This window comes from Rhizomicrobium electricum (assembly GCF_011762045.1).
Taxonomy (GTDB): Bacteria; Pseudomonadota; Alphaproteobacteria; order Micropepsales; family Micropepsaceae; genus Rhizomicrobium; species Rhizomicrobium electricum.
The window spans coordinates 518,935-538,890 of record NZ_JAASQS010000001.1; the positions used below are offsets into that span (position 1 = coordinate 518,935).

General features: G+C 63.0%; 19 protein-coding genes and 1 tRNA gene. 10 read left to right on the plus strand and 10 right to left on the minus strand.

Translation table 11 applies throughout. From position 1 onward, the window contains the following. Positions 1-2: 2 nt before the first annotated feature. Positions 3-1,376 (minus strand): glutathione-disulfide reductase, encoded by a 1,374-nt coding sequence (gorA, locus tag FHS84_RS02165; RefSeq protein WP_166929820.1) that lies wholly within the window; start codon positions 1,374-1,376, stop codon positions 3-5. Between the two features lie 68 nt (positions 1,377-1,444). On the opposite strand from gorA, the gene FHS84_RS02170 reads away from it, so the two are divergent. Next, positions 1,445-2,611 carry an alpha/beta hydrolase gene (locus FHS84_RS02170; RefSeq protein WP_166929822.1) on the plus strand — a complete coding sequence of 389 codons (1,167 nt, stop codon included), beginning with the start codon at positions 1,445-1,447 and terminating at the stop codon, positions 2,609-2,611. Between the two features lie 3 nt (positions 2,612-2,614). Here FHS84_RS02170 and rpiA read toward each other — a convergent pair whose 3' ends face one another. Continuing rightward, entirely contained in the window at positions 2,615-3,325 is a 711-nt protein-coding gene (rpiA, locus tag FHS84_RS02175; RefSeq protein ID WP_166929825.1) for a ribose-5-phosphate isomerase RpiA, read from the minus strand. 181 nt (positions 3,326-3,506) lie between these two features. Here rpiA and FHS84_RS02180 point away from each other — a divergent pair, with 181 nt between their 5' ends. Continuing rightward, entirely contained in the window at positions 3,507-3,992 is a 486-nt protein-coding gene (locus FHS84_RS02180; protein ID WP_166929827.1) for a Dps family protein, read from the plus strand. Positions 3,993-4,078: 86 nt separating this feature from the next. Here FHS84_RS02180 and FHS84_RS02185 read toward each other — a convergent pair whose 3' ends face one another. The 3 genes from FHS84_RS02185 to FHS84_RS02195 form a co-directional block, all read right to left on the minus strand. Beyond that, positions 4,079-4,576, minus strand: coding sequence for a GyrI-like domain-containing protein (locus FHS84_RS02185; RefSeq protein WP_166929828.1), 498 nt, complete (start codon positions 4,574-4,576; stop codon positions 4,079-4,081). 73 nt (positions 4,577-4,649) lie between these two features. Further along, positions 4,650-5,156, minus strand: coding sequence for a GyrI-like domain-containing protein (locus FHS84_RS02190; protein WP_166929830.1), 507 nt, complete (start codon positions 5,154-5,156; stop codon positions 4,650-4,652). Positions 5,157-5,302: 146 nt separating this feature from the next. Beyond that, on the minus strand, positions 5,303-6,202 hold the full coding sequence (locus tag FHS84_RS02195; RefSeq protein WP_166929832.1) for a LysR family transcriptional regulator ArgP: 900 nt from the start codon (positions 6,200-6,202) through the stop codon (positions 5,303-5,305). A 100-nt stretch (positions 6,203-6,302) separates the two neighbouring features. Here FHS84_RS02195 and FHS84_RS02200 point away from each other — a divergent pair, with 100 nt between their 5' ends. Beyond that, on the plus strand, positions 6,303-6,914 hold the full coding sequence (locus FHS84_RS02200; protein ID WP_166929834.1) for a LysE/ArgO family amino acid transporter: 612 nt from the start codon (positions 6,303-6,305) through the stop codon (positions 6,912-6,914). Here FHS84_RS02200 and glmS read toward each other — a convergent pair whose 3' ends face one another. Both glmS and glmU read right to left on the minus strand, forming a co-directional pair. Beyond that, positions 6,915-8,744: a glutamine--fructose-6-phosphate transaminase (isomerizing) gene (gene glmS, locus FHS84_RS02205; protein ID WP_166929835.1), complete on the minus strand. Its 1,830-nt coding sequence runs from the start codon at positions 8,742-8,744 to the stop codon at positions 6,915-6,917. Positions 8,745-8,794: 50 nt separating this feature from the next. After that, positions 8,795-10,147 (minus strand): bifunctional UDP-N-acetylglucosamine diphosphorylase/glucosamine-1-phosphate N-acetyltransferase GlmU, encoded by a 1,353-nt coding sequence (gene glmU, locus FHS84_RS02210; RefSeq protein ID WP_166929837.1) that lies wholly within the window; start codon positions 10,145-10,147, stop codon positions 8,795-8,797. 134 nt (positions 10,148-10,281) lie between these two features. Here glmU and FHS84_RS02215 point away from each other — a divergent pair, with 134 nt between their 5' ends. The 4 genes from FHS84_RS02215 (at position 10,282) to FHS84_RS02230 (ending at position 14,335) form a co-directional block, all read left to right on the plus strand. Further along, positions 10,282-10,953, plus strand: a complete 672-nt coding sequence (locus FHS84_RS02215) for an HAD-IA family hydrolase (protein ID WP_166929839.1) — start codon at positions 10,282-10,284, stop codon at positions 10,951-10,953. 86 nt (positions 10,954-11,039) lie between these two features. Next, positions 11,040-11,114, plus strand: a tRNA-Val gene (locus FHS84_RS02220). Between the two features lie 305 nt (positions 11,115-11,419). Next, positions 11,420-11,905 carry a hypothetical protein gene (locus tag FHS84_RS02225; RefSeq protein ID WP_166929841.1) on the plus strand — a complete coding sequence of 162 codons (486 nt, stop codon included), beginning with the start codon at positions 11,420-11,422 and terminating at the stop codon, positions 11,903-11,905. A 249-nt stretch (positions 11,906-12,154) separates the two neighbouring features. Further along, the gene (locus FHS84_RS02230) at positions 12,155-14,335 is read left to right on the plus strand and encodes a beta-glucosidase (protein WP_208393656.1); all 2,181 of its coding nucleotides are present in this window, start codon (positions 12,155-12,157) and stop codon (positions 14,333-14,335) included. Here FHS84_RS02230 and FHS84_RS02235 read toward each other — a convergent pair. Continuing rightward, positions 14,310-15,260 carry an alpha/beta hydrolase gene (locus tag FHS84_RS02235; protein ID WP_166929845.1) on the minus strand — a complete coding sequence of 317 codons (951 nt, stop codon included), beginning with the start codon at positions 15,258-15,260 and terminating at the stop codon, positions 14,310-14,312. The two genes, FHS84_RS02230 and FHS84_RS02235, sit on opposite strands and share 26 nt — an antisense overlap. Positions 15,261-15,330: 70 nt before the next feature. Here FHS84_RS02235 and FHS84_RS02240 point away from each other — a divergent pair, with 70 nt between their 5' ends. Together FHS84_RS02240 and FHS84_RS02245 are read left to right on the plus strand one after the other, a co-directional pair. Continuing rightward, positions 15,331-17,346 (plus strand): sialate O-acetylesterase, encoded by a 2,016-nt coding sequence (locus FHS84_RS02240; RefSeq protein WP_166929847.1) that lies wholly within the window; start codon positions 15,331-15,333, stop codon positions 17,344-17,346. Positions 17,347-17,418: 72 nt separating this feature from the next. Beyond that, complete coding sequence (locus FHS84_RS02245; protein ID WP_166929849.1) at positions 17,419-17,952, plus strand: hypothetical protein; 534 nt, start codon at positions 17,419-17,421, stop codon at positions 17,950-17,952. Here the strand turns inward: FHS84_RS02245 and FHS84_RS02250 are convergent. Continuing rightward, positions 17,939-18,541 carry a uracil-DNA glycosylase family protein gene (locus FHS84_RS02250; RefSeq protein WP_166929851.1) on the minus strand — a complete coding sequence of 201 codons (603 nt, stop codon included), beginning with the start codon at positions 18,539-18,541 and terminating at the stop codon, positions 17,939-17,941. The two genes, FHS84_RS02245 and FHS84_RS02250, sit on opposite strands and share 14 nt — an antisense overlap. Positions 18,542-18,630: 89 nt before the next feature. Here FHS84_RS02250 and ytfE point away from each other — a divergent pair, with 89 nt between their 5' ends. Further along, positions 18,631-19,305 carry an iron-sulfur cluster repair protein YtfE gene (gene ytfE, locus FHS84_RS02255; protein WP_166929853.1) on the plus strand — a complete coding sequence of 225 codons (675 nt, stop codon included), beginning with the start codon at positions 18,631-18,633 and terminating at the stop codon, positions 19,303-19,305. Positions 19,306-19,323: 18 nt separating this feature from the next. Here ytfE and FHS84_RS02260 read toward each other — a convergent pair whose 3' ends face one another. Continuing rightward, positions 19,324-19,887: a PAS domain-containing protein gene (locus FHS84_RS02260; RefSeq protein WP_166929855.1), complete on the minus strand. Its 564-nt coding sequence runs from the start codon at positions 19,885-19,887 to the stop codon at positions 19,324-19,326. Positions 19,888-19,956 lie beyond the last annotated feature (69 nt).

Sequence of the window (19,956 nt, forward strand, 5' to 3'; positions counted from 1 at the left end):
CGTCAGGGCGTCTTCGAATAGCTCTTCGTCCGCATGGTCACAAGTTCCTCGGCGGCGGAGGGGTGGAGCGCAATGGTGGCGTCGAACTGGGCCTTGGTGGCGCCCATTTTCATGGCGACCGCCACGATCTGCACCATTTCCGAGGCATCGGGACCGAACAGATGGCAGCCGAGCACCCGCTCGGTCTTTTGATCGACGATCAGCTTCATCATCATGCGGTCGCCCTCTCCCGCCAACGCAAAGCGCATCGGACGGAAAGTCGACTTGTAGACGTCGACGGCGTGGCCGTGGCTGAGCGCGGTTTCCTCGCTCATACCCACGGTGCCGATTTCGGGCGTGGTGAATACGCCGGTCGGAACCATGGCGTGATCGGGACGGGTCGGCGTGTCCTGGAAAACCGTCTTCACGAAGCACATCGCTTCGTGGATGGCGACGGGGGTGAGCTGAAGCCGGTCGGTGACGTCCCCGACGGCGTAGATGTTGTCGACGGCGGTGCGCGAGTAGGCATCGACCTCGATGCGGCCGTTCTTGCCAGGGACGATGCCGATGCGCTCGAGTCCGAGGCCTTTGGTGTTGGGAATGCGGCCCCAGGCGAGCAGCAGCCTGTCGGCGACGATACGCTCGCCGGTCGTCAGCACCGCGTGGATTTCATTGCCTTCACGTTCGACGGCGGTGAACTGCCGTTCGGGCAGCACCTTGAGGCCGCGACGCTCCATCGAAGCCATCAGCGCATCGCGCAGATCTTCGTCGAAACCGCGCAACACCTTGGGACGGCGCACGACCAGCGTCGTCTCGACGCCGAGCATGTGGAAAATGTGGGCGAACTCGACCGCGATATAACCGCCGCCGGCGATCATGACGCTGGCGGGAAGCTGCTTCCAATCGAAAACCTCGTCGGACGTGCAGCAATGCTCCACTCCGCCGGCGCCGAACAGGTCACGCGCCGAATGACTGCCGGTTGCGATCAGCACCTTGTCGGCAGTCACCGTGTGTCCGTCGGCGAGGCGGATGGTGTGGGCATCTTCGAAGCTGGCGTGCTGATGATAAATGGTAGCGCCGGCGCCCTCGACACCCTTGGTATAAAGGCCTTCGAGGCGGGCGATCTCGGCATTCTTGTTGGCCTGCAGCGTGGCCCAATCGAAGTGCTTCTTGCTGAAACTCCAGCCGAAACTGGGGGCAAGCGCGAAATCCTCGGTAAAGCGGCTGGCGTAGACGTACAGCTTCTTCGGGACGCAGCCGCGGATCACGCAGGTGCCACCCATGCGGGAGGCCTCGGCCAATCCAACTTTGAGGCCCAGTCCTGCGGTCATGCGGGCCGCGCGAACGCCGCCCGACCCTCCGCCGATGACAAACAAATCGAAGTCGTATTTGGCCATGGCAAAATCCCGGCTTGCGTGTTCCGGCTTAAAGGAGGTTTGATGGCCTATCAACGCTTGAGGGGGCGATGATCCGTATCTCCGCAATACTTTTGCTGACGCTCGTGCTCACCGGGTGCGCCATCGACGATTCGGGGCCGGTACGTTCGGTCTGGCGGCCGGCCGACGGGAATCCCACTTACAGCGACGTGGTTTACGTCACCGACCGGGAGCCGGATCCTGGGGTTGCGGGCGGCTACGCCACGCGCTGGGCGGGCAAACCGTCCTGCGGTATGGCCCAGACGGTGGTGCCAGCGGCGCTGGTAGCGGACGAAGAGCCGAAATGGGGCTATGTCGCCAAAACCAACCCGCAAAGCTGCGCCAGGGGCAACATGCGGCTGGGCGGCGCCCTCGCCCTGATCGAGGCCCAGGCCAAGGCCCGGAACTGCAACTCAGTCTTCCTGTTCGTCCACGGTTTCCATACCGGCTTCGACGGCGGGGTCCTGCGCGCGGCCCAGATCGCCCATGACGCCCAGACAGGGTGCACCGTGGCGGCGTTCTCCTGGAGCGCCGAGATCGATATCGACCGCTATGTCTCCGACCTCGAACACAGCGATTACGCCCAGCCGCTGCTCGCCGAGTTCCTGCGCGAGCTTTCCGAGTCGGGATTGCACGTGACGGTCATGGGACACAGCCTCGGTGGCCGGCTGACGCTGATGACTCTGTCGGGGCTGGGACAGGATCGTACCCCGCCGCACGCCGGTTTTATCGACGAACTGGTGCTGGCGGCGGCCGATGTCGGCATCGATCCCAAGAACAACGATTTCCAGAAGCTTATGGCGGGCGCGGCGCCGTTCGCCAAGCGCACCACCATCTACGTCTCGTCCTACGACACGGTGCTGGAGATTTCCCGGCGCGAACACGGCGGCGTGCCGCGGCTCGGCATCTCGCCCGATCTCGCGTTCCAGGCCGACGACAAGACCCACGTGGTCGACATCGTCGACGCCTCGATGGCGCCGGCCGACCGGCTGGATCATTCCTATTACGCGATGTCGCCCGAAACCCTGCTCGACATCCGGGCGGTACTGCACGGCGTGCCGCTGGACGAACGGCTCAAAGGCGGCACCAATTGGCCGGCCACCCTCAAATGCGGCGACAAGTGCGCGCCGAACTACCGGATCAAAACCGAAGGTACGCCGCGCTTTTTCACGCGGTTCATCCTGCACGTGCTGCCGGTGATACCGCTTATCCGGTAGGCCCTATGACCGTTCGATAACCTCGATACCTTCCGGCCGGGCGACGATCAGGGTCGTAGCGATGCCGATGTAAAGGCCGTGCTCGACCACGCCGGGCACGCAGGAAAGCGCGTTGGCCAGTTTGGCGGTTTCGGAAATCACCGGACCGAAGGCGGCATCGTAAATCACGTTGTTGCTGTCGGTCTTGTAGACGGCATCGCCCTTCTTGCGCAGCACGAGCGGAACGTCGCCATAGCCGAGCGATTTGATCACCGCGGAAATCCGGCGGGCGGTTTCGGCGTGACCGAATTCCAGCACCTCGATCGGCAGCGGGAAGGCGCCCATCTTCTCGACCAGCTTGGGCCCGTGGATCATCACGATCATCTTCTTAGCCGAGGCCGCCACGATCTTCTCGCGCAAGAGCGCCCCGCCGCCGCCCTTGATGAGATCAAGGTTGTGGTCGGACTCGTCGGCGCCGTCGACATCGAGGTCGAGGGGAGCCAGATCGTTGAGATTGCCGAGCGCGATCCCCAGGGACCGGGCAAGCTGGGCCGTCCGCTCCGACGTCGGCACACCGATGATGTCCAGCCCGCCGCGCACCCGCGCGCCAAGGAGGTTGATGAAGGCCTCGGAGGTCGAGCCGGACCCCAGCCCCACCTTCATGCCGTTCTGGACATATTCGACCGCGCGCGCGGCCGCTTCATGCTTCAAATGGTCGATATCGTTCGTGCTCATGGCGCCGATATGAAGCCCATCCGGACGGGTTCGTCCAGCCCTCCGAACGGCGGGGCCTGCGGCAGTCTGCGCACTGGGAAATGCCAAGATTTGAATTATTCTAAATTATGGAATTGACCTGTCGGAACACCGCAAATCGCGGCATCCTTGGACAGAAGCGCACAAAGGAGGCTTGTCACCCATGGCCAAAAAAGACGGTCCGGCTATCGATATCGGCATCGAAGAAAAACAGCGCAAGGCAATCGCGGAAGGCCTGTCGGCCCTGCTCGCCGACTCGTACACGCTCTACCTCAAGACCCACAACTATCACTGGAACGTCACCGGCCCGATGTTCAACACGCTGCATCTGATGTTCGAGACGCAGTACAACGAACTGGCGCTGGCGGTGGACCTGATCGCCGAACGCATCCGCGCCCTCGGCGTCTACGCGCCCGGCAGCTACAAGGCCTTCGCCAAGCTCTCCTCGATCGAGGAAAGCGAGAAGGTGCCGAGCGCCACCGCCATGATCGCCGACCTCGTCAAAGGCCAGGAGACCGTGGTGCGCACCGCCCGCAAGATCTTCCCGCTGGCCGACAAGGCCGACGACGAAGCCACCTGCGACCTGCTCACCCAGCGCATCCAGCTCCATGAAAAGACCGCGTGGATGCTGCGCAGCATGCTGGAATAGACACGCGTAGAATTCCGTTTTTTGCGACGGGGAGCGGCGCGCCGTCTCCCCGTTTTTTTTGCGGATTCGATGCGTACCGCCTGCGCTTACCCGGCGACCGGAATGAGCAGGTCGAAGCCGCCGCGGCCGGTGGCAGGGTTGAAATGCCAGTCGTAGCGCTCGACATATTCGGGAACGCCGGGACCATCGGGCGCCAGTTTTAGCCCCGCCTCGGGGAGCGCCCGCGCAAACACCCGATGCAGGAAATCGCGAAATTCGGAAATATGGCCGTCGAACGGAAACAGCGCGATCTGCAACGCCGGGATCGTCAGTGACACGAAACCGACCGGCATCTCGGGCGGTTCCGACGGCGGCGCACCGCAGAAATAGGACATCTCGGTATCGCCGTCGGCCATCCGCATCGCCACGCCATAACGCCAAGCGCTCGGCGTCCAGGGCGGCGCCACGCGGCGGATCATGTACTCGTCCCATTGCCGGTTGATGTTCTGCACCAAGGCATAGTGTTCGACATCGCGGCGATGCCGGCGCAGCACACCGGTCAAGGCGAGAGGACCAATCCGTTCGGAACGTGGCAGGCCCGGCATGGGTGCCTTTCCCCGAAAAAGTGTATCAACGCTGTACCTACTCTTCCGACACTGGCGCCGCCAGGGCCGATTCCTACACTTTGACTGGAACAAGCACCTCGACGCCGCCAAGGCCGGTGGCGGGGTCAAACCGCTCCGTGTACCGCTGAATGAACGCGGCCGGGCATGTATCTTCGTCGGCCGGTTCGATTTCCGCCATCGGCAGCACTGTGGCGAATATCAATTCGGTGGTGGAGTGCAGCAGCGAAACGTGTTCGTGATGCTCGAACACCGCCACCGTCAACCGGGGAAGCGCGAGCGCCACCAATTCCGCCGGAACATAGATCAGTCCGTCCACCGGAAAGCCGCAGAAATAGTCGAACCTGTTCGCGCCTTCGGGCGTGTGCAGCGCGACACCGTAGCCGAGGCGCGGAGGCAAAACCGGAAGCGAACCGGCGACCGCTGCCAATGCGTGCCACTGCGCCGATATATCGAGTCCGATTTCCTTCCGGTCGCGGTCGACACGGTGGCTTCTCTGCAGGCCCGCAAGGACCACCGGCCCGAACGGCTCCAGACGCGGCGGCGCGAAACTGATCCCCATGGCGCTCCCCCGATTCAGCCAGGATCAATAATGTAACCGCGTCAATCCCTGCCAACGTGGCACGTGCGCACGTGATGGCGAATTTTCAGCGTGAGAATGATTTGCACCATCGCACATCCATCGCAAACCGTAGAACGCTGCGCACGCTAATTGGCGAGTTCCCGTCTCGCCGTGGTGACGATGTTTTGCGTCAATGCCGATAGACGGTCGCGCGCCAGACGGCTCACCTGCCAATACAAGGGCACATCGAGGGTAAGTCCCGGCACCAATTCCACCAGTCGGCCCGCTGCAAGATGGTGCTTCACGAGTTGTTCGGGATTCACGCCCCACCCCATGCCGAGCAGGCAGGCCTCGACAAAGCTCTGCGTCGACGGAAGCCAGTGGGTCGGATAAGCGATGCTCTTTCCGGTGGCTCGCCGGATCCAGTCATGCTGGAGCCGGTCTTTCTGATTGAAAATGAGACCGGATGCATCAGCAATCGAAGCGGCGGTGACGCCGTCCGCGAAGTAGCGGGCAACGAACGCAGGGCTCGCGGTGGCGCGATAGCGCAGGCCGCCCAGAGGCGTGACATGGCATCCCTGGACCGGCTTTTTCAGGGACGTGACGGCGGCAATCACGCGCCCGCGCTGCAGCCATTCCGCTGTGTAATCCTGATCGTCTATCGCAATGTTGAGCAGATAGTCCATCTTCTTGGCGAACGGCGACACGGCATCGAGAAACCAAGTGCCGAGACTGTCGGCGTTGGTCGCGATATTCAGCGTCACTCGCTGTGACGGCGCGTCGGGCGCGACCAGCCCCGGCAATTGGCGCTTGAGCTCCTTCTCCAGCATCCCCACGTGTTCCATGTGGCGGCAGAGCCATTCCCCTTTGGGGGTGGCCAGGCATGGCGTGCCGCGCGCGATCAGCACGACGCCGAGACGTTCCTCCAGCTGCTTGACGCGCTGCGAGACGGCCGAAGGCGTGACGTTCAGTTCCCGCGCGGCGGCCTCGAAGCTGCCGGTCTGTACCACCATGGCGACCGCAAGCGCGGCGGGGTAATCCAGCATGAATTAGCTCTGCTAATTTCAGATTAGTTTCTTTAACTATCCTAATCCTCCGTGCGCTCGTAGCAAAGACCCATCAGAGGTAATTCCGAGACGGTCTGCGATGAGCTTTTCAGTTTTTCTTGCGGGACTGGCCATGGGCCTCAGCCTGATCGTCGCCATCGGCGCGCAAAACGCCTTTGTGCTGCGCCAGGGGCTACGCAACGAGCACGTTTTTGCGGTTTGCCTGACGTGCGCGATGTCCGATCTCGTCCTGATCCTGGTGGGCGTCACCAGCTTCGGGAAAATCGCGGGCTGGCTGCCGTGGGTGAACCCGGTGATGCGCTATGCCGGAGCGGCCTTTCTGGCTTGGTACGGCGCCAAAAGCCTGATTGCGGCCGTGCGATCGACCGATGCACTGACCGTCGGCAATTCGCCCGAGAAAAAGGGACTCGGCAAAACGTTGCTGGCCTGCCTGGCCTTCACCTGGCTGAACCCGCACGTCTATCTCGACACCGTCGTCCTGCTCGGCTCGATCTCGACGCAGTTCAAAGGTCATCAGACGGCGTTCGCAAGCGGCGCCGTGTCGGGATCGTTCCTGTTCTTCTTTGCGCTCGGTTATGGCGCGACTTGGCTGCGGCCGGTTTTTGCCAAACCCTCCGCCTGGCGGACCCTGGACGCGATCATCGCCGTCGTCATGGGCGGGATCGCGTTTCAGCTCGTCACGGGCGCGTGACTACTCCACCGTCACGCTCTTGGCGAGGTTGCGCGGTTGGTCGACGTCGGTGCCTTTGGCGACCGCGGCGTAATAGGCCAGCGTCTGGACCGGTACGGCGTACAGAAGCGGCGAAATGAACGGATCGGCCTCGGGCACTTCCACCGTCTGCCACACCTGCGCACCCGCCGCGGCAATGCCGGCCTTGTCGGAGATCAGGATCACTTTGCCGCCGCGCGCCATCACTTCCTGCATGTTGGAAACGGTCTTCTCGTAAAGGGCGTCGTGCGGAGCGATGACGATCACCGGCACCTTCTCGTCGATCAGGGCAATGGGGCCATGCTTCATCTCGCCAGCGGCATAGCCCTCGGCGTGGATGTAGGAGATTTCCTTGAGCTTCAGTGCACCTTCGAGCGCCAGCGGATAGTTCACGCCGCGGCCCAGATAGAGCACGTCGCGTGCCTTGGCCACTTCGCCGCCGAGGTGCTCGATCCGCGATTCCTGTTTGAGGAACTCGACAATGTGGCGCGGAGCGCCCAGCAAAGCCGAGCAAAGCTTGTTCTCGGTGGCGAGATCCATGTGGCCGCGGGCACGAGCCGCGGCTATAGCCAGCGGAGCAAGCGCAGAGAGCTGACAGGTGAAAGCCTTGGTCGACGCCACACCGATTTCCGGACCGGCGAAGGTCGGCAGCGCGATGTCGGCTTCGCGCGCGATGGTCGATTCCGGAACGTTGACGATGGCGATGGTGACCTGGCCGTGCGCCTTGGCATCGCGCAGCGCCGCCAGCGTATCGGCCGTTTCGCCCGACTGGCTGATGTAGAGCGCCACGCCGTTTTCGGGATAGACCGGCTGGCGATAGCGCAGCTCGGAGGCCACGTCGATCTCGACCGGAAGACGGGCGAGTTGTTCGAACCAGTACTTGCCGACGAGACCGGCATAGTAGGCCGTGCCGCAGGCCGAGATGGTGAGGCGCATCGCTTCCGCCAGCGCCTTGGCCAGACGCGGCTCGTTGAGACGTACGGTGCGCGCATCGGGATCGAGATAATGCGCCAGGGTGTGGGCGATCACTTCCGGCTGCTCGTGAATTTCCTTGGCCATGTAGTGGCGGTGGCCCGCCTTATCGACCAGACCGGCGGAAGCACTCGTCACCTTGATCTCGCGATTGGCGGGACGATCCTGCACGTCGTAGATCTTCACCTCAGGCCCGCGCACTACCACCACGTCACCATCGTCGAGATAGGACACGCGGTTGGTGAAGGGCGCCAGCGCGAAGGCATCCGACCCCAAATAGGCTTCGTTCACGCCATAACCGACTGCCAGCGGCGAACCCATGCGGGCGCCGATCAGAAGGCCCTCTTCGCCCTTGAAGATCATCGCCAGGGCATAAGCACCTTCAAGACGCTTGATCGCGGTCTTGGCCGCCTGCTCGGGCGGAAGGCCTTCGTCGAGATACTGGCTGATCAGATGGGCGCAGACCTCGCTGTCGGTTTCGGATTCGAACTTGTGGCCCTTAGCGATCAGTTCGGCGCGCAGCTCGCGGAAATTCTCGATGATGCCGTTGTGAACGATCGCGACCTTGTCGGTGGCGTGCGGATGCGCGTTCAACTCCGACGGCTTGCCGTGCGTGGCCCAGCGGGTGTGCCCGATGCCGGTATGACCGGGAAGCGGGCGGTCGCGCAGCACCGCATCCAGCGCCGACAGCTTGCCGAGCGCACGACGGCGATCGATCTTGCCTTGCACCAAGGTGGCAATGCCGGCGGAGTCATAGCCGCGATACTCGAGGCGCCGCAGCGCGTCGACAATGGCGCCGGCGCAATCCTTGGTTCCCGCGATGCCAACGATACCGCACATAGTCTTCTCCTTCGGATACGCCCCGAACAGATAAATGCAAAATCCGCGCCTTAAGGCTTTTTCGCAGCTTTGGCGGCTTTCTCGGCTTTCTTGACGGCCCGGTACTTCTCGGCCCAGCCCGGTTTTTCAACCTGCGGCGCCCGCGTCACCACCAGCGCATTCGCCGGCACATCCTTGGTGATGACCGACCCGGCACCGGTCATGACGCCATCGCCGATCTTCACCGGCGCGACCAGCGCGGTATCGGACCCGATGAAGGCGCCCGCGCCGATATCGGTCTTGTGCTTGAAGAAGCCGTCGTAATTGCAGGTGATGGTACCGCAGCCGATATTGGCGCCCGCCCCGACCCGTGCGTCGCCGAGATAGGTGAGATGGTTCGCCTTGGCGCCCTTCTCGATGCGGGTGTTCTTCAACTCGACGAAATTGCCGATGTGAACGTCTTCTTCGACCACCGTGCCGGGGCGCAGGCGCGCATACGGCCCGATGATCGCACCGGAGCCGACCTCGACGCCTTCGAGATGCGAAAACGCGCGGATGCGGGCGCCGGACCGGACCGTGACGCCGGGCGCAAACACGACATAAGGCTCGACGGCGCAATCGGGTTCGAGGACCGTATCGTGGCTGAAATGCACAGTATCCGGCGCAACGAGGCCGACGAAATTCTTCAGCGCGGCGGCGCGCAAGCGGACCTGCATCGCTGCCTCGGCCTTGGCGAGTTCGGCGCGGCTGTTGACGCCCATCATCTCGACTTCGTCGGCTTCGATCACGGCACAGCGGACGCCATCGGCCTTGGCGAGCGAGGGAACGTCGGTGAGATAGTATTCTTTCTGGGCGTTGTTGTTGTCGAGCTTGCCGGCCCAGTAGAAAAACTCCTTGGTCGCCGCAGCGAGAATGCCGGCGTTGCACAGCGTCTCGGCGCGTTCCTCGGCATTGGCATCCTTGAACTCGACGATGCGATCCAACAGGCGCGCGCGATCCAGGATCATGCGCCCGTAGGCGCCGGAATCGGCGGGACGGAATCCGATCATCGCCATGCCGGTTTCGGCCTGCGAGGCGAACGAGGCATCGAACGTCGCCGAGGTCACCAGCGGCATGTCGCCGTAACAGACGATCACCGTGCCGGCGAAATCCTTGAGCAGCGGAGCGGCACACGCCGCGGCATGACCGGTGCCCAATTGCGGGTCCTGGATCACGCTCTCCGCGCCCATTTTTTCGGCAAATGCCCGGACCGCATCGCCCGCCTTGTGGGTCACCACCACAATGCGCTCGACGCCTGCCCCCCGCATCGCCTGGATCACATGCCCCACCATCGGGAGGCCTGCGACCTCGTGCATCACCTTGGGGAGAGCGGACTTCATCCGCGTCCCCATCCCCGCCGCCAAAATTATACCTGCACGTGCCATACGCGTTGGATAGCCCACCGACAGGTACTCGGTAAAGTGACGAATTACATCACGATATTGCTGCTACAGGCTTGTAATGGCGCGGTTTCGGACCGAAAAGCGGGCGCTGAATTTTCCCTACCGTATCGGACCGAATGACTTCCGCTCCCGCTTTCCTGTTCGACCTCGACGGCACGCTGGTGGATACCGCGCCCGATCTTCTCGCCACCATGAACATGCTGCTGACCCGCGCCGGTCACCCGCCGCTGGGGCCGGAGGTGCTGCGCCGACTGGTAGGCCGCGGCGCCCGCAATCTGATCGCCGACACCTTCAAGGTCACCGGCGCGCCGCTCGCGCCGGAGGCGATCGAGCCGCTCTACGCCGACTTCCTCAAGGATTACGGAAGCCATATCGCGGCCGCCAGCCGGCCGTTTCCGGGCGTGGTCGAAACCCTCGACCGGCTGAAGGCGGAGGGCGTCCGTATGGGCGTCCTCACCAACAAGCCGCATCCGAACGCGATGCAGCTCCTGACCGAACTCGACCTGACGGGGTACTTCGCGACCATCGTCGGCGGCAGCAAGTATCCCTGGCTGAAGCCCGATCCGCGCCTGTACGAGCGGGTGCTGGCGGACCTCGGCGGCGGACCGGCCGTCATGGTCGGGGACAGCATTACCGACGTCCAGGCCGCCCGCGCCGGCGGGACCCCGGTCATCCTGATGAGCTATGGCTACACCCCCGAACCGGCCGCCACCCTAGGCGCCGACCTGGTTCTGGACGATTTCCGCGACGTCCCGGCCGCGGCAAAGCGGCTGCTGGGGATTTCCTAGGCAGCGGCTTGCACCGGACGGCGGCGGACGGTATAGCCCACCTCCCCGAGGCGGACGGCCCTGCCGGACACGCCAAAACCGGATCCGGGCGATTAGCTCAGCGGGAGAGCACACCCTTCACACGGGTGGGGTCGTAGGTTCAATCCCTACATCGCCCACCATCCCTTGCCCTGTCATGGGCGGCGGATGGCAGAGCCGGATCCTTTCGCGAACACTACAGCTATCTAGCGCCTCCACGGCGATGGCCGCCGCTGCGGCCAGACAGGCACACGACGTATACTGACGATTTCCGCGCGGCACGGAGCCCCGGATACGCCACGCACATCAGCTTGGGCGGGCCGTCTCACGAAAGGGTGATGGAAATCGCGCCGTTTCGGCGCCTTTCGCGGGCAAAATCGCGGAGCTGTGAACGGCTGGTCAGAAGTAAACGTGGCAAGATTGTGGCGTGCTTCTGGGAGAAAAAGCTATGCGAACTGCAGCCCGTTTGCTCGCTTCCGGACTCGCCTTGGCGGCCGTGCAATGCCTCTCTCCCGCCACAGCGGGCCACATGTCGGACTTCGATCTCAACAAGCTCGACAGTTGGGCGGATGCTATCGCGGTGTGCGACGTGACGCGCTTTCTGCTCACCGATCCCGACACCGGGGCCGACGCCATTATCGTCGCGGGCCGCGGTAACACCCATGTCGCGCTCTACAAGCCGCTGTACCAGCCGCCGACCAACTTCTTCTCCGACGTGATGCGCCAGACCTTCGAGCGCGTGCAGAAAGCCGGCCAAGTGAGCTTCGACGGCTATAGCCGCGCCCGCATCCATTATGCCGGCCGTATGATATCCGCCTATTCCGGGGCCACTCTCGCCGAGAAACACTACATGGCCGACCAGATGGAGCTTTGCTACCACTTGGCGGTCCGGGCCGGCGTCAAGCTTACACCAGCCATGCGTCAAGAGCCCTGACAGCTTGCCGCGGCCGGCTTCGGAACCGGACGTCAAATCCGCCCATCTATCAACGCCTTGCAGCAACGGAGCGGATACTGCCGCGACCATTCGAATAAGCCGCAGCAAACGAGCTTGTTAACACACGGCCCGTAAGAATAATCGCCGCGGTCTTGGTTTGAAGGGCTTTTTGTCATGCGCGGCCGGTTGTTTGGCGTTGCTTTGGTCTGTCTCACTACCGGCGCGATAGCGCAGCCTGGACAACCCTGGATGAATACCGCGCTCAGCCCCGATGCGCGCGCCGATCTGATCCAGAAGGAAATGACCCGCGACGAGATGCTGGTTCTGGTCGACGGCTATCTCGGGGTCGCCTACCAAAAAGGCTTTCACGATCCCATCCCGGCGTGGATGAAGCCGCTCTTGCCCGGCTCGGCCGGCTTCGTACCCGGCATCCCGCGCCTCGGCATTCCGGCGCTGACCGAATCCGACGCCAGCCTCGGCGTCGCCAATGGCGGCAACATGCGCCCCGGCGACACCGCGGTGGCGCTGCCCTCCTCGCTGCTCACTGCTGCCACCTTCAATCCGAGCGTTGCCTTTGAAGGCGGCGCCATGATCGGACGCGAAGCACGCGCGAAGGGCTTCAACGTGATGCTGGCGGGCGGCGTCAATCTGGCCCGCGAACCGAGGAACGGCCGTACCTTCGAATACGTCGGCGAAGACCCGTGGCTCGCCGGTCTCATCGCCGGAGCCTCGATCAAAGGCATCCAGAGCCAGAGCATCATTTCCACCGCCAAGCATTTCGCGTTCAACGACCAGGAAACCGCCCGCACGGTGATGAGCGTCGCGATGGAAGAAGGCGACGCGCGGGAAAGCGATCTGCTCGCCTTCGAGATCGCGCTCGAAAAAGGCGATCCGGGCGCGATCATGTGCTCGTATAACCGCTACAAGAACGTCTATGCCTGCGAGAATCCGTATCTGTTGACCGACGTGCTGCGCAGCGACTGGGGCTATCAGGGCTTCGTGCTGTCGGACTGGGGTGCGGTGCATTCGACCGAGAAGGCCGTCAATGCCGGTCTCGATCAGGAATCCTCCAACGGCTCCGACGCCATCGATTTCTTCGGCACGCCGCTGCGCGATGCTGTCGCCAAAGGCACCGTGCCGGAAGCGCGACTGCGCCAGATGGTGCATCGCATCCTGAGAACCATGTTCGCCAAAGGCCTGTTCGACCGACCGGTGGTCAAAGGCCCGATCGATGTCTATGGCGATCTCGCGGTAGCGCAGAAGAACGCCGAAGAAGGCATCGTGCTGCTCAAGAACGAAAAGGCCGCGTTGCCGCTCGATCCGGGCAAGAAGCGCCAGAAGATCGCGGTGATCGGCGGCTTCGCCGACAAGGGCGTGCTGTCGGGCGGCGGTTCTTCGCAAGTTCACGGCATCGGCCACACCAAGGATATGCACGTCTCCCTCGGCGGCGGCACCAAAGTGATCGGCGGTACGACCTGGACCCTGCCGCGTGATACCGGCGTACTGCATGCGACGGCCCCGCTTGCCGAAATCAAGAAGATGGCTCCCAAGGCGCGCGTGTCGTTCACCGACGGCGACGATATCGCCCAAGCAGTTGCGGCGGCGAAGAAGGCCGATGTCGCGATCGTGTTTGCGACCCAATACATGACGGAAGGCGTCGATGTGATCGACCTCGCCTTGCCCGGAAATCAGAACGCGCTGATCGAGGCGGTCGCGGCGGCCAATCCCAATACCATCGTAGTCCTCGAAACCGGCGGCCCGGTCACCATGCCGTGGCTCGACCGCGTCGCGGGCGTGGTGGAAGCCTGGTATCCCGGCAATGGCGGCGCTGCCGCGATCGCCCGCATCCTGTTCGGCGAAGTCAATCCGTCGGGCCGTTTGCCGGTCACCTTCCCGCTCGCCGAAAGCCAGCTGCCGCATCCGATCATCACCGGCCAGCGCCCCGATCGAAAGATCGTCGGCACCAGCGGCACGCCGACCGCGTACGATGTGATCTATCAGGAAGGTTCGCGCGTCGGCTATCGCTGGTTCGAAGACCAGAAACTCACCCCGCAGTTCCCGTTCGGCTATGGCCTGTCGTACACCAGCTTCGCCTTTGAAAACCTGAAGCTGGTCGGCGCCTCGACCATCAAAGCCGAGTTCGACGTGAAAAATACCGGCATCCGCGCCGGCAAGACGGTGGCGCAGGTTTACGTCAAGCCGCCGTTCGGCCCCGTCCGTCTGGTCGGATTCGAAAAGGTCGAGCTCAGTCCGGGCGAGAGCAAGCACGTCACGCTCTATGCTGACCGGCGCCTGATCGCAATGTTCAATGCCGACGCCAATCAGTGGAACGTGGCCGAAGGCGATTACGTCGTGCGGCTGGGCGGCTCGGCAACCGACAAAGCGGCGGTGGGCACGGTGCACGTCAATGCGGGGACGGTGCGGCCGTAATCTGCTTGTCGATCCACGTCGCAACGTCTTTCCAATACGTGGAACCGGCGAGGTCGCGCAGCAGCATGTGGTAGCCGTTGGGATAGAGCCGTTCTTCGAAGTTCGAATGCGCCGATAGTTTCTTCGCCGCCTCCGCCGCGGCGGCGGGCGGAATGACCTGATCCTTCTCGCCATGCAGCATCAGGATCGGCGGCGGATCTTTCAGTTTGCCGGCATCCTCGCGTGCATCGTCCATCAAATTGGCGAGACCCCATATCGCATCGGTGCGGGTGGCCTTGATGACCAGCGGATCGCGCGAGAATTTCTTCAGCATCTCGATATTGTTCGATGGCCAGATGTGGACCACGCCGCGGCCCGTCACCGTCATTCCGGGCATGACGTGGGCACTGAACCACATGGCCAGGCGATAATAGAACGGCATGTCAGAACGCGACCACACCGCAGGTGCCACCAGGACAATGCCGTCGGCATGCGGCGGATGATCGGACGCAAAGGCCGTCAATACCACTGCACCGCCCATGCTCTCGCCGAGCACGAACAGCGGCATACCGGGGTGGCGGGCGCGGACCGCCGCAAGACAATCGGCCAGATCGCGATCCAAGACCTCCTCGCCCGCCCACAAGCCGGTGTTGGGCGCCCGGCCAAAGCCGCGCTGATCGTACGCATAGGTAGTGATTCCATGCTCGGCCCAATACGGCGCCGGCAGCGCGAACGCGTTGGAATAATCATTCATGCCGTGCAGAGCGACGATCACGGCGCGCGGCTTCTGTGCATCCCAATGGCGCAGCGGCAATGCGAGCCCATCGCGAGTCGTGAAAAATTCGTCAGAAACAACCGGGGCGACGTTCTCAAGGCCGAGCGGCGCCGTGACCGGCGCACAGCCAGCCAGAATGACGCAGGCGAGAAGGACGGCCAATCTGGCCATCAGAAGTCCTCCGGTATTTAATCGGGAAAAATCAGCCTCAGGGCCCAGAGAATAAGAAGAGGAATCGGGAATGGACAAGCCTGTCGTTGCCCTCGTGGCTGCCGCGTTCACGCTCAGTGCCTGCTCCAGCCTGCCGCTGATGAAGCCGCCGCCGCCGGTGGTCGCCGTTGTCAAAGGCGAGCAGAAATTCGCGCCTAAGCCGCTCACCCTACTTTATACGACCTTCCAGGACCACGCCGTGCTGCAGCGGAACAAGCCGATCCCGGTCTGGGGCCGGACCGCGCCGGGCGCCGAAGTGGACGTCTCGTTCGCCGGTCAGACCGCAACCGCAACGGCCGATGCCGCGGGCCAATGGAAGACCGAACTGAAGGCGATGACGGCGGGTGGGCCCTATGTGCTCGCCGCCAAATCGTCGAACGGCGACAGCCAGACGGTCAAAGACGTGATGATCGGCGACGTCTATCTCTGTTCCGGCCAATCCAACATGGAACTGCCGCTGCGGCTCGCGACCAACTACGACAGCGAAATGCGCGGCGCCACCAATTCCATGATCCGTTTGTTCCACGTACAGCGCTTCACCAGCCCGGCACCGCGCACGACGTTCGGTGCCGATGCGAGCTGGGCGGTCACCACGCCGGACAATGCCAAGGAGTTCTCCGCCACCTGCTATTACTTCGGCCGCGAACTGCAGCCGGCGGCGGGCATTGCATTGGGCCTCATCGAGGACGCCTGGGGCGGATCGGCGATCCAGGCCTGGATCAGCAATGAAAAGCTGGCGAGCCTCGGCGGCTACGGCGAGACGCTCGATATCGTGAAGACCTATGCGGCCACGCCGAAGGCCGGCGACCTGAAATACCGCGCTCTGGTGCATTCCTGGTTTGCGGCCAACGATCCGGCGCTGAAAGCGGGATGGGCCGATCCGGCGTTCGACGACACCGGGTGGGATGCCCTCGTCGCGACCGGTGGCTACCGGCCGTGGCCGAAACTCGCCAACTTCAACGGCGTCGTCTGGCTGCGCAAGACGATCGAACTTTCCGAAGACGAAGCGACGGGCGCGGCCACGCTCAATCTCGGACAGGTCAGCGACATCGATCTCACCTTCGTCAACGGTGTCGAGGTCGGCGCCGGCGAAGGCTACGACGTGGCGCGCGCTTATGCGGTTCCCGCCGGAACGCTGCATGCCGGCAAGAACGTGATCGTGGTTGCGGTCAAAATGGGCGCAGCCTTTCTCGATCCCGCCGACAAGATGAATTTGAAACTCGCCAGCGGCACGGCCAAGCCGCTCGCCGGCCCGTGGAAGTTCAAGACGTCGGCCAACGAGCCGCTTCCCGCCATAGCGCATCAGCCCTGGCTCAACCAGTTCGGCGTTTCGACGCTGTATAACGGCATGATCCTGCCGCTCGGCCCCACCGCGATCCGCGGCATCGTCTGGTATCAGGGCGAAACCGACGCGGGCCAGCCCACAGAGTACCGCCGCCTATTGAAAGCATTGATCGAGGATTGGCGCGGGCGTTTCGGTGCCGATACGCCGTTCTTCGCGGTGCAATTGCCGGGCTTTGGAGCACCACGCCTCGTTCCCGGACAATCGAATTGGGCCGAGTTGCGCGAAAGCCAACGCATCACGACTGCCGCAATGCCCGATGCAGGACTGGCCGTCACGACCGATCTCGGCGTGTCCGACAACATTCATCCGCAGATGAAACAGGAAGTCGGCCGCCGGCTGGCGCTGCTCGCCAAGAAAATGGTTTATGCACTTCCCATCGAAGGCATGAGCCCCTCACCGGCGAGCGCGACGCGCCAAGGCAAGACGGTAACCGTACGCTTCGATCACATCGGCGCCGGCCTCACCGCGCGCGAATGGGACAAAGCCATCGGCTTCTCCGTATGCAGCGAAGACCGTTCCTGCCAGTGGGTCGATGGCATCGTGGCCAAAGATTCGGTGACGCTCGCTGCGACCGCCAAAGCCAAATACGTGCGGTTCTGCTGGTCCGACAGCCCGTTGTGCAATCTCTACAGTGTCGAGGGCCTGCCGGCGGTGCCGTTCGAATTGCCGATCACAAATGCGGGACGCGCAGCGAAGAAGTAGCACCCCACAAAATTGTGATTTCGGCCGCCGGAGCCGCCGCGATAGCCTCCTTCTCTCAATCAGGAGAGGGCTATGGATCGCAAGGAATTCCTTAAAGGCTGCGCCACGGGTTTGTGCGCCTGCGCTGCTGCGTGCCTGCCAACCGGAGCGCTTGCCGAACCGACCAAGGCGGAAGACTGGAAGCTGCCGTTCGTCCAGCGGCGCTATGCCAAGCTCATTGGTTCGCTGTCGAAGCAGCTCTCCCCCGCCGAGATGTCGGCGACCATGCAGGAACTTGGTTCCTTCTGCGCTTCCGAACTCGACAGCAAGACGGAAGCTTTTCGCGGCAATCCCGAAGCCTACATCAAGGAAGCTACCAAAAACGGCTCGGTGGTGACGTACGACGCGGCCACCAAGACCTACACCTCTTCCTACGATCCCAAGGGCGACTGCTTCTGCCCGTTCAACAGCCTCAAGGCGAAAACGCCGGGCGCGGTGTGCGATTGTTCGGTCGGCTGGACCAAGCACACCTGGGGCATCGTTCTCAACAAGGAAGCAAAGGTCGTGTTGAAGGAAGCGGTGCTGCGCGGCGGCAAGGTTTGCAAGGTCGAAGTCACCGCGGCTTGAGCGCCTGCTTCACGCGCCGCCTGAGATAAGGCAGCAGGTCTTCGGCGAACCAGGGATTCTTCTTGAGCCACGCATTGTTGCGCCACGACGGGTGTGGCAGCGGAATGCGATCGGGTGTGTATTCACGCCAGGATTTCACCGTGTCCGACACGGTCTTCTTGGCACGCCCCTTCAGGTGCCAGTTGAAGGCATAGGTGCCGATCAGCAGCGTGAGATCGAACGGCGGCAGAACGGCGAACAGTTTGTCCTGCCAGGCTTCGGCGCACTCCTTGCGCGGCGGCAGATCTCCGCCGTTGGCGTCATAGCCGGGAAAGCAATGCGCCATCCCGATGATCGCGATCTTGTGCTCGTCGTAGAACACGTCGCGGCCGATGCCCATCCAGTCGCGCAAGCGGTCGCCGGACGGATCGTTGAACGAAAGCCCGGTCTCGTGCACCCGGATTCCCGGCGCCTGGGCGATGATGCAGATGCGGGCCTTGGCGCTGGCGCGGATCACCGGCCGGACGCCATGGGGCAGGTGCGCCTCGCAGATCCGGCAGGCGCGGATTTCGGCCAAAAGCTTGGAAAGATTGCGGTCCGTCGTGGTCATGGCTGCACAGTGTCGCACGGTTTAAATAGGTATTGTTGATACTTCTTTTAACCCCCTACACTCCCCCTGCCAACGACCAGGAGGAGCCCATGTCCGCGACCACCGAAACTCTGAGCCAGCTCGCCACCACGATCCCCGGAGCCACGGGCGTTTTCCGCAAATACAAACTCGATTTCTGCTGCGGCGGTGCGGTGAGCCTTGCGGAGGCGGCGGCAGCCAAGGGCCTCGATGCCGATGCCATCGCCGGAGAACTTAAGGCCCTCGCGCCGGTACCGGCGGAGGCGCCGACCGAAACCGTGCCCCTGATCGCCCATATCCTGACGCGCTACCACGAAGTTCATCGCCGCGAACTGCCGGAGCTGATCCGGCTGGCCAAGCGCGTTGAAGCAGTCCACGGCGAACGGCCCGACGCGCCTAAGGGCCTTGCCGATATCCTGGTACCGTTCGCGCGCGAACTCGATGACCATATGCGCAAAGAAGAGATGGTGCTGTTCCCGATGATGGAAGACGGCGGCAACGATTTCATCCGCCACCCCATCGGCGTGATGCGGACCGAGCATATCGAAGCGGGCGCAACGCTGAAACAGCTGGAAGCCTTTGCCGGCGAGCCCCCGGCCGACGCCTGCCCGACCTGGCGCGCCCTCAATGCCGGTCTCGCCAAGTTCTGCGACGACCTGATGAACCACATTCATCTCGAAAATAACGTGCTGTTCCCGGCATTCGAAACTGCGGAACATCACGAAGGATGCGGCTGCGGGCATTAGGCCGCGCAGCCGGTCCCGTCACAAGGCGGCGGAACTCGACATCTCCGTGGTATGCGCGTGACCGTCACGGCGGTGGTAGACGGCAACGACTAGAATGTGGTCGACCTCTGCCTCGCCGAGCGGCAGATAGAGATATTCGCAATAGATGTAACCGCGTGCCTGGCCGCTGCGAGCGACCCAGCCGCGCATGGCGAGCGGTTCGCCTTCGCGCACGATGCTATCGTAGTACGGCTTGATGAATTTCGGAAAACGGGGCGTCAGTATTTCGGTCTGGCTCCAGCGCAACCCCTGGAACGACTGGCCGTGTGCCATCACCGAGGCGTCCCCGACGATGCGGTATTCGTAATCGCTGCCGCCGTCGATCACCTTGATCAGCGTCGTGTTGCGCAGGATCGGCTTCAGTACGCGCGGCGTGATCGCCTGGCGCGGCGGAAATCGGCGGCCGTCCTTAAGACTCTCCCAAATCCGGTGCGCATTCAGCAAAACCGCATTATCGACATCGTCCAGAGGGATGCGGTGGCATGGCCGCGGGTTGGCGTCACAACCAACCGCAAGCGAACCGTCGATATCCATCGTGGACATGGCAACATGCCGGTATGAAAGTCGCCATGATTTAGCCGCAATGACTGTTAACGCGGCATTTAATTTTAG